The organism is Sphingobium sp. SG1, assembly GCF_057063145.1.
The window spans coordinates 121,013-135,784 of sequence record NZ_JBVVOJ010000009.1 but is presented as its reverse complement, the minus strand read 5'-3'; the positions used below and the strand labels follow the sequence as shown (position 1 = coordinate 135,784).

General features: G+C 62.2%; 10 protein-coding genes. 2 read left to right on the top strand and 8 right to left on the bottom strand.

Annotated elements, in window-relative coordinates; all coding sequences use genetic code 11:
• Positions 1-244: 244 nt before the first annotated feature.
• Positions 245-2,005 carry a GGDEF domain-containing protein gene (locus AC0KVN_RS18725; protein WP_483656274.1) on the top strand — a complete coding sequence of 587 codons (1,761 nt, stop codon included), beginning with the start codon at positions 245-247 and terminating at the stop codon, positions 2,003-2,005.
• 76 nt (positions 2,006-2,081) lie between these two features.
• Here the strand turns inward: AC0KVN_RS18725 and AC0KVN_RS18720 are convergent, their stop codons facing one another.
• Complete coding sequence (locus AC0KVN_RS18720) at positions 2,082-2,291, bottom strand: hypothetical protein (protein WP_080727019.1); 210 nt, start codon at positions 2,289-2,291, stop codon at positions 2,082-2,084.
• A gap of 265 nt (positions 2,292-2,556) precedes the next feature.
• Here AC0KVN_RS18720 and AC0KVN_RS18715 point away from each other — a divergent pair, with 265 nt between their 5' ends.
• A complete protein-coding gene (locus tag AC0KVN_RS18715; RefSeq protein WP_483656325.1) occupies positions 2,557-3,276 on the top strand; it encodes a glutathione S-transferase in 720 nt (239 codons plus the stop codon).
• Between the two features lie 9 nt (positions 3,277-3,285).
• On the opposite strand, the gene AC0KVN_RS18710 is transcribed toward AC0KVN_RS18715, so the two are convergent.
• The 7 genes from AC0KVN_RS18710 to AC0KVN_RS18680 all read right to left on the bottom strand — a co-directional run bounded on the left by AC0KVN_RS18710 (position 3,286) and on the right by AC0KVN_RS18680 (position 14,768).
• Positions 3,286-4,134, bottom strand: a complete 849-nt coding sequence (locus AC0KVN_RS18710; RefSeq protein ID WP_122928548.1) for a formate/nitrite transporter family protein — start codon at positions 4,132-4,134, stop codon at positions 3,286-3,288.
• A gap of 49 nt (positions 4,135-4,183) precedes the next feature.
• A complete protein-coding gene (locus tag AC0KVN_RS18705) occupies positions 4,184-6,028 on the bottom strand; it encodes an acetyl-CoA hydrolase/transferase C-terminal domain-containing protein (protein WP_483656273.1) in 1,845 nt (614 codons plus the stop codon).
• Positions 6,025-8,118: a 3-hydroxyacyl-CoA dehydrogenase NAD-binding domain-containing protein gene (locus AC0KVN_RS18700; RefSeq protein ID WP_483656272.1), complete on the bottom strand. Its 2,094-nt coding sequence runs from the start codon at positions 8,116-8,118 to the stop codon at positions 6,025-6,027. The genes AC0KVN_RS18705 and AC0KVN_RS18700 overlap by 4 nt, the downstream gene beginning before the upstream one ends.
• A gap of 8 nt (positions 8,119-8,126) precedes the next feature.
• A complete protein-coding gene (locus AC0KVN_RS18695; RefSeq protein ID WP_483656271.1) occupies positions 8,127-9,413 on the bottom strand; it encodes an acetyl-CoA C-acetyltransferase in 1,287 nt (428 codons plus the stop codon).
• On the bottom strand, positions 9,410-11,656 hold the full coding sequence (locus tag AC0KVN_RS18690) for an acyl-CoA dehydrogenase (RefSeq protein WP_483656270.1): 2,247 nt from the start codon (positions 11,654-11,656) through the stop codon (positions 9,410-9,412). The genes AC0KVN_RS18695 and AC0KVN_RS18690 overlap by 4 nt, the downstream gene beginning before the upstream one ends.
• Positions 11,657-11,838: 182 nt before the next feature.
• A complete protein-coding gene (locus AC0KVN_RS18685) occupies positions 11,839-14,346 on the bottom strand; it encodes a PAS domain-containing protein (RefSeq protein WP_483656269.1) in 2,508 nt (835 codons plus the stop codon).
• Entirely contained in the window at positions 14,280-14,768 is a 489-nt protein-coding gene (locus tag AC0KVN_RS18680) for a hypothetical protein (RefSeq protein WP_483656268.1), read from the bottom strand. The genes AC0KVN_RS18685 and AC0KVN_RS18680 overlap by 67 nt, the downstream gene beginning before the upstream one ends.
• Between the last annotated feature and the right edge of the window lie 4 nt (positions 14,769-14,772).

Below are 14,772 nucleotides of genomic sequence, written 5' to 3'. Positions count from 1 at the left end.
CGCAATATTTATTTCGATATCGTCATGGATTTTGTGATGGGATTTTCATGAGGCCGTCCGCCGCAACATGATGGCCTTGCGTTTTAACTTGGATTAAATTTCTTGTTTTGTGATCGTGAGATGTTTTTCCGCCTCCGTCAGTTCATGGTGAGTGTTGACGCGAGCCGGGTGCATCGCTGCCCGCAGGTGAGCCAGTGGCCATGTGCCCAGTATTTTCGGGCATTTTCATGCTAGAGGGGCCGCGATGAATGCGCGGATTCTGACCAGGGGACTAACCCGACATGGGCTGGCGATTTGCTGCGCCATGCTCTCGATCGCACTGCTGATCCTGGGCGGGGCTCAGCCCGCGCGCGCTGAATTGCTACGCATTGGCGATCCTCTGTGTCATGCAGTGAGCCGGTCGATTGCCCCTGACGACACGCGCCCCTCCCATTTTGCCTGCAATGGTGAACCTGATGGCTATCAGAAGGGCACATTGTGGCTCCACGCCGCCTTGCCCCAGGGCTCGCGCGATCATGAGGATCTGTCGCTGATCATCCACAGCTCTCGATTTGATCGACTGGTCGTGCGCTTCATCTATCGTGACGGTGCCGTCGAGCAGCAACATGTCCGGAGCGGCAATTTCGGGACTTATTGGAGAGCTGGCGGCCAACTCGCGTTCCGCGCGCCCTATCGCGACGTTCCTGTCGTGGCCTTCACCTTGAGATTTGACAAAGTGGCGAGCGCGCATCTCCTGCGGATGAGGCTTGTCGAGCGCGGTGAAGAAGCCACCCAGACAACTGGCCTGGCTACCTTGACCGGTGCTGCGCTCGTTCTGCTGATTGTGGGCGCGATTTATAACGCCTCACTGGCTCTTGCCGTCCGTCAGCAACATGCCGGCTGGCAGGCCGCATGGGCATGCTGCATGGTCATATGGGGGGCGTGCTGGTCGCAACTTCATCTGTTCTTCTTTCCCTCCATGGCGGGCGCGGTATCGGCGCAAATCTGCACTGGTCTCTCCTGTCTCGCTATTACGCTTGCCACTTTGAGCGCCGTCACTGCTCTTGAAAAACAGCATCTCGATGCGGGGTTGAGGCGCACCGCCCTGGGCCTCACCGCAAGCGTGTGCGCATTGGGCATCCCGCTTTCGCTGATGCGTTCCGGGCCGTTCGACATGCTCGGCAATCTGCTGGGGTTTTTGGTCCTGGCCAATCTGACGGCGGTCGCATCCTGTATTGGCCAGGCATGGCGACGGGGAAGCAGCGCGGCGCGGAGCCTGGGTGGGGCCTGGGCACTGCCAATGATCGTCCTTGCGTCGACCAGCTTCTTCGACGCGGACGCCATGTTCTGGGGCGGTGGGTCGCAAATTCTCGTCCTGTTCGCAGCGGCTTGGCAAACATTGTGGCTCTCCGCTGCCGCTTCGCGTGCTCATGCCCGGTTGCGGATGGAACGAGATGTCGCGCGGCTCGCAGAGGCTAAGGCCCATGAGCTTGCCCGCCGCGACGTTCTGACAGGGTTGCCAAACCGACGGGGTTTCATGGAAAGAACCGGCAGCATGCTTGAAGGCTTGCCTGTATCAGGCGCGCTGGTCGCTTTGCTCCTGATCGACGTCGATTGGTTCAAGTCGATCAACGATGTCTATGGTCATGAGGCTGGCGATCACGTTCTGGCAGCTATGGGCCGCTGCATCGCGCAGCATGAAAACTCCTCCTGTGCCGTATGTCGTCTGGGCGGGGAGGAGTTTGCGATGATGGTCACAGGAGCTGAAGTTGGGAACATCGAGCAATTTGCACAAACCCTGCGCGGAACCTTGGCCGATCTGAGCCATGGCGACATCATCGGCAATCGCATGGTGACGGTGAGTATCGGTGTAACGGCCTCGGCATCCCGCGTTGACTTTGGCACGCTCTACCGGCTGGCAGATGAAGCGCTTTACGACGCAAAACGTGGGGGGCACGATCAGATCGCAATCCGCCTGGGTGAGTGGGCGGGCGCTCGCCGAAATGACAGACCGCTTTTCGCCTGACAGGCTTGCAGCGGGTTGAGGTGTCCCGGCCCGGCAACGCCTCGCCTTTGGCGCGCGCCGGGCTGGCGACCATATCTCAGAACAGAGGCCGGTCCGGCTCGAAGTTCCACAGTCGAGGCCGGTTAGAAGCATCGCGCTGCTCACGTGCGCCGCCACCGGCACGGCGCCGCATTTCTGCAAAAATTATCTGGTCGTCACTGGTATGGCGCTCGCTTTGAATGAGAAGAAAGGCTTCCATCAGGTCCCCCTCATCCCATTGCCGAACCGAACCTATTTCATTCGACATGCGTCCCAAGCTCCCTGCGCAACTGCACTATCACTGGCGGAGAAGACCTTCTTTGAGGCTATGTCCCCCATCGAAGCTTCGGTCTCATCGCCTGGCTGCCCCCCGAAACTGCTGCTGGAAACTGCTGATAGCTCATATTGGAGAACGCGAACTCCGCCACTGTGTTCCTGTGCACCATTACAGCCCGGAGGTTGCCAGCAAGATTCCCATGGCAACCAATATGCCCAGGAAAGCCTTCTGGCAGAAGCACGGACGTAAAGGAGGGATGAGGGTGGAGAAGGATTTCGAGCTCTATTATTGGCCATTGCCATTCCGCGGACAGTTCATCCGGGCCGCGCTTGCCTTTGCGGGCAAGAGCTGGAACGAACATGAGGAGGGTGAGATCGCCGCGCTCATGCAAATGGCTCTGGAGGATCAGCCGGTGCCCTTCATGGGACCACCCCTCCTGGTTGATAATGAAACCGGATTTGCCTTGTCTCAGATGCCAGCAATCATGGTCTATCTGGCAGAGCGTCTTGACCTTGTGCATGGCTGTACCCGCGAACGCGCCTTGACGGTCAAGCTCGTCAATGACGCAAATGATATCATTGACGAACTGACGCTGGATGGCGGCCGGCAGATGTGGACGGAGGATCGATGGGCCAGCTTTATTCCTCGGCTGGTGAAATGGATGCGCATCTGGGAGGCTGTGGGCACAAGCAGCGGCCTTGAAGCTGGAAAGGGTTTCATGCTCGGCACCGCAAAGCCAGATCTGGCCGATATCGTGACCGTGACATTATGGGGCACCATGGCCAGCCGCTTCGGCGCAATCGCTGCCATGCTCTCCCAACATGCGCCTGCAACGATGGGTCTGGTCCAGCGTCTGCGCGCTCATCCTGCCCTGGCGAGGCTCGAGGCAAGAAGCGTGACGCGCTATGGCGAGGCCTATTGCGGCGGGGAAATCGAGAAGTCTCTGCGCGCAGTTCTGCCTGCCGGCGACGGTTGAAACCGAACGCTATCCCCCTTCGGTCAGGTCGCTTCGCATCTGCCCATGGGCTAGGACCGCGAACAGGCCGCTACCACCGATGATATTGCCAATGAGTGCAGGCAGAGAGAAGCCGAACCAGGCCTGCTGAAAACTGACCTCGCCGCTCAACCAGAGGAAGCTGATCTGGGAAGAACCGGTGACGACATGCGAAAAGCCGCCAAGGCCGATGACATAGGTCAGAAGGAAGATCACCCAGAATTCGCTGCCTTTGGCATTGGGCAGGGCCCAGGCAATCGCGGCCATGATGAAGCCCGCCGGAATGCCGAGCATCAGGGTTTTCGACCAGTCCTGCCATTCGAGCTTTGCGAGAATATCGAGCGCCACGATGCGCTGTTCATGCGTGATGATGATCTCACCGGCCATCAGCGCGCTTACGAGCGTGACGCCGACAAGATTCCCCGCCAGCACGCAGGCCCACAGGCGCACCAGACGGCCCAGATTGCTAAGGCTCGGACGGGTCGCGACCGGCAGCACCGCTGTGACCGTGCTTTCGGTAAAGAGCTGGAGCCGCCCCATGATCACGATCAGATACCCGACCGGATAGCCCAGCAGGTAGATGAGGGGCGCCCAGTCCGTGTCGGGCAGCCTTGCCCGCAGGAACAGTTCGGACATGAGCGACAGGGTGATAGCGAGGCCGGCGGCCAGGCCGGAAAGCATGAGTGCGAGGATCGGTCGATCCAGCTCTTCCTCACCCTGGAGCCGCACGACCTCATGGACGACCTTTGCCGAACCCGTACTACGCTCCTCGACATGGGCGGCCTCTTCTGCGTCAAGATCGGGGTGCGGGCTATCCTTGCCGTCCTTCATCTGCTCCATTCCCCTGTCTGTCGAAGCGACGCCTGGCCCGGTCGCCTCTTTCCTGTCCTTACTGTCCGGCACTGCGCAAGGCTCCCAGGATGAGCGCGCGATAGCTATGCTCCCTGACGCCATGGGGCGCATCCAGCCCCATGCGCTCGAGTGCGGCCAATTCCGCTTCGTCGGGCTGACCACTGCGCAGGCCGCGGGCAATCAGGGCGGCCAGTTGGGCGGGCCTGGTCGCATGGTCTGCCAGATATTGCATTACCGGCAGCAGCCGCTGCTCGATCTGCGTAAAGTCCGTGCCGAACGGGAAGGACGGAAATGTCTCCTTGGGCATGGCCGCGCTGATCCGCTCGGGCAGATTATCCCTGTACGCTTCGGGAATGTCCCAGTCGGGCGCTATCTTGCCCGCGGACCGGGCCTTTTCCACAAGTTCGCCCTGAAAGCGGCTGTCGGCGATGGCGATCAGGCGCTGGATGACCTGCTCATCGCTTTGGCCGCGCAGGTCCGCCACGCCATATTCGGTCACGACCATATCGCGCAAATGGCGCGGGATGGTTTCATGGCCATAGCTCCAGACGATATTGGACTGTCTCTCGCCCTTGTGACGCCGGGTGGCAGGCAGGGTGATGATCGAACGCGCGCCGTCGAGCTCGAGCGCCTGCGCGACGAAATTATACTGCCCGCCCACGCCGCTGACGACCTGGCCATCTTCAAGTCCGTCCGAGATCGTGGCGCCCAGCAGCGTGACCATCATGGCGCTGTTGACGAAGCGGGCCTTGTGCCGGGCCTTTCGCTTGGCCGCTTCGTTGCCGAACAGCGCATTGATATAGCTGATCTCACGCATATGGATGCGATCGCGCAGATCCTCATCCATGTCCCGTAACGCGGCGTAGAAGCTGCGCGGGCCAACGAAAAAGCCGCCATGTACGATCGCGCCATCGACTTCACGCTTGACGATGCCGGCCCTTATGAGATCGAGGAAACAGTCGACCAGCATCTCGGTCGGCGCATATAAGCCTTCCTCAAACGGGCCCATTTCCCATGGCTTGGGAGCGCCCAGCCGGTCAAGCGTTGCGCGATAGGCATCCGGCCGTTCCTGCCGGAGGATCAGACTGTGGGCGATCGCGTCGCCGATCGCGCCGATGCCGATCTGAAGCGAGCCGCCATCGGCTATCAGCGCGGCCACATGAGCTCCGATGGCGTGCTGGGCAGGGCTTACGGGCTGCCGTGGCGGCCCGAAGAGGGGAAAGCGTGTCTGCGCGCTGTCGAGAATGATTGCGAACCGGTCGGACGGGATTTCGGCCGGACCGCGCATGAAGGGCAATTCGTCATTGACCTGACCGATCAGGGCAAAATCGGCCCGGCCCCGATCGCGCTCGGCAAGCAGGTCGAGGGTCATGTCGCTATTGCAGCTCAGGCTATAGCTGTTTCCCCGTCGCGCGACGATCTGCGCCACGACATTGACGCCCTGGTCGATCAGATAGCGCATCGCATGTGTATAGTTGGCTGCAATATAGTGGCGCTGTGCATCTCCATTGCCGAGCCGGCTGCCGGCCTGGAAGAAAAATTCATTCACCTCGATATTGGCCGGCATATCGCCCGCACGCTGCGCCTGCGCATAAGCAAAGCGCGGATATCCGCCCATTGTCCGCTCGAACACGGGCTCGAGGAAACGACGCTCGAGGTCCGTGCCAAGCGAGGGCTGCTCGAGGGTGAGCGCCGTGAAGATACGCAGCCTGATGGCGCGATCAGCGCTGGCACGGGCGAAGAGGGCATTGACGATATGAGGCGCCTTGCCCAGGCCCAATGGCAGGCCAAGGACGATATGCCCGTCAGTGCGAGCGATGATGCGGTCGGCGACCTCCTCTGCCGAGCGAAGTTCGAGAGGACGGGTCCCGCCGGTCCTCATTGCAGCATGTCCCAGCCCGGATCGGGCCGGAACCGCTCGCCATGGGCTTCGCGCAGCCCTTCCAGCACGGCTTTGACTTCGCCAATCCCGCGTGCGTGGGCATAATGGAGCGGTCCGCCGCGGAAGGGCGCAAATCCGGTGCCGAAGATCATGGCAGCGTCGATGATATCTGGATCGTCGGTCACCTGCTCGCGCAGGGTCGCGGCCGCCATGTTGAGCATCGGCATGATGAGGCGGTCCGCCATCTCCGGCGGGGGCTGCGGGGCGCTGTTCTTGACCGCATGGCCGTCCTTCCAGGCATATATGCCTTTCCCGGCTTTCCGGCCCAACTGACCCGCCGAGACCTTGTCTGCCAACCATTGCGGCGTGGCAGGCATGGGCCAGTCCAGTTCTCGCTTGAGCATGGCGGCAACCGCAAGGCCGATATCGAGGCCGACCTGATCTGCAAGTTCCAGCGGGCCCATGGGCATGCCGAAATCCATTGCCGCCCTGTCGATCGTCTCGGGCGCGATGCCCTCGTCCATCATCGTCATCGCCTCGACCAGATAGGGGGTAAGGATCCGGTTGACGATGAAGCCGGGGGCGCTACGGGTCGGGGCCGGCAGCTTGCCGATGATGCCGATAAAGGCTCTTGCGCCTGCCTCGACCTGCGGATCGACCCCGTCATGGCTGATGAGCTCGACCAGATCGAGCCGCGACACAGGATTGAAGAAATGGATGCCGATCAGCCGCTCGGGATGGCGTAACCCCTCGCGCAATTGCTCAAGGGGAATGGAGGAGGTGTTGGTCGCCAGGATTGCGCCATCCTTCATGCGTGGCTCGGCGCGCGCATAGAGGGTCCGCTTGAGATCAACCTTTTCCGGGACTGCCTCGATCAGAATGTCGGCCTTGGCGATGCCCGCACCATCCGGGTCAGGGATCAACCGATCCAGCGCATCGCGAACCTTGAGCCGATCTCCATGGGCGAGCTTTTCATACAGTTTCGCGGCTCGGCCAAGAGCAGCGCCAATCGGCTCGGGCTTCTCGTCGGAAATACTGGTGCGAAGACCGCGCCAGGCGCACCAGGCCGCGATGTCGCCGCCCATCGCACCCGCGCCGATGACATGGACATGGGCGATCGTCTTTTCACCTGGCCCCGCCAGTCCCTTGAGCTTCTGGCGCAGGAAGAAAGCGCGGATGAGATTTTGCGCGCTATTGCTCATCATGAGATGTGCGAAGGAAGTGATCTCCGCCTGTTTCATCGCCTCCTGGTCGCCACCATGAGTTTCCCACAGGTCGATGAGCGCATGGGGCGCGGGATAATGGGCCAGGGGTGCCTTGGCTTCCGCCTGGCTGCGCATCTGCCGCGCCGCCAGATGGCGGACTGGCGCGGCGTCCTTCAGTAGGTCCAGCAATGCCTGCCGGCCCTGGTCCATATCTCCTGCAACTGCGGCCTTGATGGCGGCGTGGACGTGGCGTTCAGGAACGACCGCATCGACCAGCCCCATGTCTTTCGCGCGCTTGGTATCGATCGACTTGCCGGTCATCATCAGTTCCATCGCCACGATCGGGTCGCATAAATGGGTGAAGCGCGCCGTGCCGCCGAGCCCCGGATGCAGGCCAAGCTGCACTTCGGGGAAGCCGAACCTTGTCCCTTCGATGGCAATGCGCTGGTTACATGCCAGGGCAACCTCGAGGCCGCCACCCATGGCATAGCCGTGCATGACCGCAATGGTCGGCAAGGTCAGTGCTTCGAGCCGGTCGACGATCGCATGCGCGGCGGCGATTCGGTCCCGCACCATCGCTTCGTCGCGCATGTCACGAAACTCGCTGATGTCTGCGCCCGCAAGAAAGCCCTGTTTCTTGCCGGATCGAATGACCAACGCCCGGGGCGCACGGTCGGCAATCATGTCGAGTATATGGCCAAGCTCCTCGAGCACGGCCTGGGACAGGACATTGGTTTCCGTTCCCTGTTGATCGAGGATAGCCCAGCCAATGTCTTGGGCATCGCGCGTGAAGCGCCAGTGATGCAGGGCCTCCGAGCGATGGGGCGCGGGACCGGTCTCCAGATCGCGATCGGCAAGAAAGGACCAGACAGGATCGTTCATCATGGCCTCCTTCATAGCCGTTCGATCAACATGGCGCCGCCCTGGCCGCCGCCGATGCATTCGGTGGCGATGCCGCGCCTCAGCCCGAGCCGCTCCATCGCCTGGACCAGATGCAGCGCGATCCGCGTGCCACTCGTGCCCACCGGGTGCCCCAGGGAAATCGCGCCGCCATCGACATTGAGGCGCGAGGGATCGATGCGCCCGGCCGCCCCCTCAAGGCCCAATATGCTGCGACTAAATGCTTCGTCCTCCCATGCGGCAAGGCATGCCAGCACCTGCGCAGCGAAGGCTTCATTCAATTCCCACAGGTCGATGTCTGCCAATCCATGGCCATTGCGTTTGAGGAGTGCCGTCGAGGCGAGCACCGGACCCAGGCCCATGATGGCTGGATCAAGCGCCGACCACTGGCTGTCGACGATCCGCGCACGGGGCATAAGGCCATGGCGCTCGACCGCCTCTTGCGAGGCGAGGATGGTCCAGCAGGCGCCGTCGCTGATCTGCGAACTATTGCCCGCAGTGACCTTCCCATAAGGGCGCTCGAAAACCGGCTTCAGCGTCGCGAGCTTCTCTGTGCTGCTGTCGGGCCGCACGCCATCATCCTGGGAATATACGGTTCCATCCCTCGCAAAGGCGGGAAGAAGTTCCCCCTCCAGCCATCCCTCCGCCTGCGCCCGGGCAAGACGCTTGTGGCTTTCGACGGCATAAGCGTCCGCCTCCGCCCTCGATATGGAGAAGAGGTGCGCCAATATTTCGGCGGTCTGGCCCATGCCAAGATCGGTGATGGGATCAGTGAGGCCGCGTTCCAGTCCGATGATGGGCCTGAGGAAGTCGGGACGAAATCCGCTGGCCGCTTTCAGCGAGGCCAAGGGGTTGTTCTTGTCGCCCTGCATCGCGGCGAACCATTGGACGGCATCCTGGCGAAACACGAGGGGGGCGTGACTGAGCGCTTCGGCACCGCCGGCCAGGATGAGGTCGCTGCCGCCATCGGCGATATAGCGGTAGGCAGTGTCCATCGACTGCATGCCCGAACCGCAATTGATCTGAACGGTAAAGGCGGTCGTCTGCGTCCCGCAGCCCAGACGCAGGGCAGCGACGCGCGCGGGATTGGCTTCATCGGCGATGACATTGACGCACCCCAATATGACCTGATCGAAGTCCGTGGGGGCAAATTTCTGCCTTAGCAGGAGGGGGCGCCCACATTGTACCGCCAGGTCGACAGGCGTGAACGGACCGGGGCCGCCACGCGCTTTGAGAAAGGGCGTGCGGGCGCCATCGACAATATAGACCGGCCGGCTCATTCGGCGGCCTGCGCCAGGTCCGATGCAGCAGCATTGCGCCGCAGATCCTCGGGCGCGAAATCATCGACGGCGATGACGTCCGCGACCGCGCGATCTGCCTCTTCAAGCTGCGCCAGCTCTGCGCTCGACAGCAGGCCGCGCTCGCGCGCTTTGGCCCAATCCTTGATCCGCGCCTTGCGCAGCCGGTCGTGGATCGGCTGGGTATCGACCATCAGGCGGAAGGCTTCGGTCAGGCGGGCGACGGGTTCTTCGGGGCCGCCGATGAAGACATTGTCGATCAGCCGTTCGCGCGCTGGGCAGGGCTCCAGGATGATCTGCGCGCACTGACGGATGGTCCGGTCGGTCGGGCCATGGCGACGGCGGCCGAACGGCAGGATGAACAGGCGCAGCATCCAGCCCACGGGCCGCGCGGGGAAATTCTCGATGATCTCGACGAACCTTTGCTCGATCGTGGCAAAGCCGCTCTCCATGCACCAGGCGAGCAGGGGAAGGTCATCATCTTGTCGCCCTTCATCCTCCCAGCGCTTGAGCGCGCCGGAAAGAAGATAGAGTTCCGACAGTATGTCGCCCAGCCGGGCAGAGAGGAGTTCCCGCCGCTTGAGCTCGCCGCCCAGGGTCAGGAAGGATATGTCGGATATGAAGGCAAAGGCCGCGGCATAGCGGCTCATCTGGCGATAATAGCGGGTCGCGCGCCCGGCCTTGGGCGCTGGCGCAAACAGGCCGCCGGTCCAGTTGCGCGCGAAGGCGCGGATCGCGGTCTTGAGCGCGTGGCCGACATGCTTCCACAGCACATCATCGAACTGCGCCAGCGCCCGCCCGCGATTGGCATCTGCGACCGCGCGAATCTCCTTGAGAAGATAGGGGTGGGAGCGGATCGCGCCCTGGCCGAATACCATCAGGCTGCGGGTGAGGATATTGGCGCCCTCGACCGTGATCCCGACCGGGATCGCGCGATACTGGTTGCCGAGATAATTATTGGGCCCGTCGATCACGCCCTTGCCGCCATGCACGTCCATCGCGTCGTTGATGACGGTCCGCATGCGTTCGGTCGCATGCAGCTTGAGGATCGAGGAAATGACGGCGGGGTGGTTCCCCTGATCGAGCCCCGCGCAGGTAAGGCGGCGCGCGCCATCGAGCAGATAGGCATTGGCCGCGATCCGCGCCAGCCGCTCCTGTATCCCCTCGAACTTGCCGATCGGCAGGTTGAACTGGGAGCGCACCCGCGCATAGGCGCCGGTCGTATGAGCCGCAAAGGCGCCGGCTGCTGCAGACAGGGAGGGCAGGGAAATGCCCCGGCCGGCCGCCAGCGCGCTCATCAGCATTTTCCATCCCTGGCCGACGCGATCTGGGCCGCCGATGATGTTGTCGAGCGGGATGAATACGTCATGGCCCTCATTGGGGCCGTTCTGGAAACTCTGCATCGAGGGGATATGCCGGCGCCCGATCGAGACGCCGGGAAGGTCGGTGGGGACAAGTGCGACCGTGATCCCGATCTCCTCCTGTCCGCCCAGCAGATGGTTAGGATCGCGCAGCTTGAAGGCAAGGCCCAGCAAGGTCGCGACCGGACCCAGGGTGATATAGCGCTTGCGCCAGTTGAGGCGGATGCCCACCACCTCCTCGCCGGCCCACTGGCCTTTGCAGATGACGCCTTCGTCGACCATCGCGGCCGCATCGGAGCCGGCTTCCGGGCTGGTCAGGCCGAAGGCAGGAATTTCGCGACCATCCGCCAGCCGCGGCAGCCAGTAGCGCTGCTGTTCCTCGGTTCCAAAACGCAGGATGAGTTCGCCTGGGCCCAGGCTGTTGGGAACCATGGCGGTGACGGCCGCGGACACGGATCGGGTCGCGATCTTGCGGACAATCTCACTATGGGCGAAATTGGAAAAGCCAAGGCCGCCATGTTCCTTGGGAATGATGATGCCGAAGAATTTTTCCTGCTTGAGATAGCCCCACGCTTCTTGCGACAGGTCGTGCGTTTCCCAGGTCATGCGCCAGTCGTCGATCATGCCGCACAGCTGTTCGACAGGGCCATTCATGAAGGCCTGCTCCGCGTCGGTCAGCCGGGCGGGCGGCACGGCAAGGAGCTGATCCCAATCCGGATTGCCGGTAAAGAGGGCCGCGTCCCACCAGCTGTTGCCAGCCTCGATCGCTTCGCTCTCCGTAGCGGAAAGAGCGGGCAGGGCTGCCTCGACGAGGGAGAAGATCGGGCGGGTCAGGATTTCACGGCGGGCGTTGGCAAGCATCATCTCTGTCCTTTTTGCTTGCCCATGAACGCGGAAGACCCTGTACATGATCCGTCGCGGCCTGAAGCCTTGCCTGAAACTCAGCCGCAAAATCTTGTCAGGCCGACCGCCGGTCGTACCGCAAGATTGACGATCTCTTGATATTGGAGGCGGCGCAGTGCTCGGTCGATTGCCGCCTCGCGGGATCAGGGCAGCATATCGCCAATCCGCTTTGCCAATGCGTCCATCGCGAACGGCTTGGTGACGAGCGCCATATTGGGCGCGAGCTGGCCATTGCCGATGACGGCATTTTCAGCATAGCCGGTAATGAACAGGACCTTGAGATCCGGCAGGAGGCTGAGTGCGGCATCGGCAACCTGTCGACCGTTCATCCCGCCGGGCAAGCCCACATCCGTGATCAGCAGGTCGATTGCCACGCCATTTTGCAACAGCCGCATGGCGCCTGGGCCGTCCATCGCTTCCTGCACATCATAGCCCAGTTCCTGCGCTATCTCGACAACGAGGAGCCGAACCGTGGGCTCATCATCGACCACCAGGATCGTACCGCGTCGTGATTCATTGCTGGCCGCCTGCTCACTCAGCGATGGAATGACTGACGCGTCCTCGCTTTCCTCGTCTTCCATGAAGTGGCGGGGCAGATAGAGGCACATGGTCGTACCCGTCCCGACCTCGCTATAGATCCGCACATGGCCGCCGGACTGACGTGCGAATCCATAGATCATCGATAGGCCAAGGCCAGTGCCTTCGCCCAGCGGCTTGGTCGTGAAAAAGGGATCGAAGGCGCGGGAAATCACCTCTGGCGTCATGCCCGTGCCGGTGTCTGTCACGCAGATCGAGACATATTGGCCCGGTTCCAGATCGCGCTCGCGCGCTGCTGCGTCGTCCAGCCATTTGTTTGCGGTCTCGATCGTGATGCGCCCGCCATCTGGCATCGCATCGCGCGCGTTGATGCAGAGGTTGAGCAGCGCATTTTCAAGCTGATTGGGATCGACCAGGGTGGTCCAGATGCCGGCCTTGCCCACGGTCTCAACCTCGATCTGCGGCCCAACCGTGCGCCGGATGAGTTCTTCCAGATCGAATATCAGCCGATTGGAATTGACCGGTTTGGGATCGAGCGTCTGCCTGCGGGAGAAGGCGAGCAGGCGGTGGGTGAGCGCCGCGGCGCGGCGTACGGCGCCCTGGGCGGCGACGGAATATTTGTCGATTTCGCCGACCCGGCCCTGCGCGATACGTATCTGCATCATTTCCAGGGCCCCGGAAATGCCCGTCAGCAGATTGTTGAAATCATGGGCAAGGCCACCTGTCAGCTGGCCGACCGCTTCCATCTTCTGCGATTGGCGCAGGGCCTCTTCAGCCCTGTCGCGCTCGGCCGTCTTGGTCTCGACCTCCTCGGCAAGCCTGCGGCGATCCTCCTCAAGCTGCCGCTCGATCGCCTTGCGGGCGGACATGTCCTGCATCGCCCCGACCATACGCAGCGGCTCGCCGGCAGGCGTACGCAGAACATAGCCGCGATCAAGCACATCGGCATAGCTGCCGTCGCTGCGGGCAAAGCGATATTCGTCGGTCCAGTCAGTCCCCTCGCCATCGATCACCGCGTGAATGCTGTCATTGATCCGATGCCGGTCATCCGGGTGGATATGGTCCAACCACCACTCGCCGGTCGGTTCGACATCTTCGAGCCTGTGCCCATAGGCATGCTCAAGGGCGATGTTCCAGGTCACATGATCGTCGCTGAAGTTCCAGTCCCATACCGCATCATTGGTGGCCCGTCCGGCAAGACGCAGCCGCTCCTCGACCTCCCGCAAACTGGCCTGCGCCTGGCGATCGGCGGTGACGTCCTGCACGGTACCGATAAGGCGAATCGGGGCCTGGCCCTCGAACATTGCCAGGCCCTGAGGATGGATATGTCGTTCGATCCCATCCTCGATCCCGACGGTCCGATACTCGGTGTCGAAAATGCCGCTGCCGGCCGGATCGAGCGCGGCGCGCACCGCTGTGTCGGCCCCTTCGCGATCCTCGGGATGCAGGCCCGCCAGAAAGGCGGTTTCATAGCTGACGGGCGCGCCGGGATGCAGGCCGAAGAGGGCGCGACAGCGATCGTCCCATTCAAGCTGTCCGGTCTGTGGCCAATAGTCGAACTGCCCAAGGCGGGCGGCGCGCGTGGCGAGTTCCAGCTTCTCCCGGCTTGTGGCCAGGGCTTCGCGCGAGAGATGCGATGCCGTCACATCGGTGGCCGTACCGAACCATTCGAGGATCTGCCCGTCATCGTCAAGAATGGGGACGGCGCGGGACGCTGTCCAGCCAATAGCGCCATCAGCCTGACGTACGCGATGCTCCAGCATGAAGGGCGCCCTGGCTTCGATGGCGCGGGTGATCGCAGCCATCACGATGGACTGGTCATCCGGTGGGATGTAGAGCTCAAGCCAGCGAACAGATGGTGCTTGCGTGTCGATCAGGAAACCACGTCCGTCGAGCTGGCGCATTTCCTGCCAGTCGGCGCTCATCTGATAGATTGCGTCGGAGGTCGCGCTTACCAATGCGCTGAAACGCGCTTCGCTTTTCTCCAGCCTTGCCCGTTTTTCCTCGATCCTGCGGGCGTCCGTAAACTTCTGCGTCACATCCACCGCTATATCGAGCACGCCGACGATATCGCCTGCGTCGTCGCGCAACGGATGTAGCAGAAGGTCCACCATGTATCCTCGGCATCGCCATTGCGGGTCATGACGAGGTGCATGTCTTCGACCGAAACCGTCTCGCCGCCAAGGGCTCGATCGATCAGGGGCGAGAGCTCGGACCAGATCTCTGGCCAGACATCGCACATCGATTGGCCAAGTGCTGCGGGGTGACGAGCTCCCAAAAAGGGCGCATAGGCATCATTGTAGAGGAATATCTGCGCCTCCCCCCACATGATGAACATCGGAAAATCCGAGGCGAGCGCGAGCTCGACCGTGGTCCGAAGCGAAATTGGCCAGTCGGCCTTGGCTCCCAGTGCCGTTTTCTCCCACGGAAAAGAGGCTATCCGTGCTCTGAGCGAATCCGCGTGCGTGGGCGCCGGAGAAAAAATGGAGGCCATGACTTGGGGATAGACGGACTTCGCCATCCTGTCACCGCGCACGACG

Excerpts from the sequence above, each read along its gene's own strand:
- AC0KVN_RS18725 (WP_483656274.1), top strand. The coding sequence starts at position 245 with ATGAATGCGCGGATTCTGACCAGGGGACTAACCCGACATGGGCTGGCG.
- AC0KVN_RS18720 (WP_080727019.1), bottom strand. The coding sequence starts at position 2,291 with ATGTCGAATGAAATAGGTTCGGTTCGGCAATGGGATGAGGGGGACCTG.
- AC0KVN_RS18715 (WP_483656325.1), top strand. The coding sequence starts at position 2,557 with ATGAGGGTGGAGAAGGATTTCGAGCTCTATTATTGGCCATTGCCATTC.
- AC0KVN_RS18710 (WP_122928548.1), bottom strand. The coding sequence starts at position 4,134 with ATGGAGCAGATGAAGGACGGCAAGGATAGCCCGCACCCCGATCTTGAC.
- AC0KVN_RS18705 (WP_483656273.1), bottom strand. The coding sequence starts at position 6,028 with ATGAGGACCGGCGGGACCCGTCCTCTCGAACTTCGCTCGGCAGAGGAG.
- AC0KVN_RS18700 (WP_483656272.1), bottom strand. The coding sequence starts at position 8,118 with ATGATGAACGATCCTGTCTGGTCCTTTCTTGCCGATCGCGATCTGGAG.
- AC0KVN_RS18695 (WP_483656271.1), bottom strand. The coding sequence starts at position 9,413 with ATGAGCCGGCCGGTCTATATTGTCGATGGCGCCCGCACGCCCTTTCTC.
- AC0KVN_RS18690 (WP_483656270.1), bottom strand. The coding sequence starts at position 11,656 with ATGATGCTTGCCAACGCCCGCCGTGAAATCCTGACCCGCCCGATCTTC.
- AC0KVN_RS18685 (WP_483656269.1), bottom strand. The coding sequence starts at position 14,346 with ATGGTGGACCTTCTGCTACATCCGTTGCGCGACGACGCAGGCGATATC.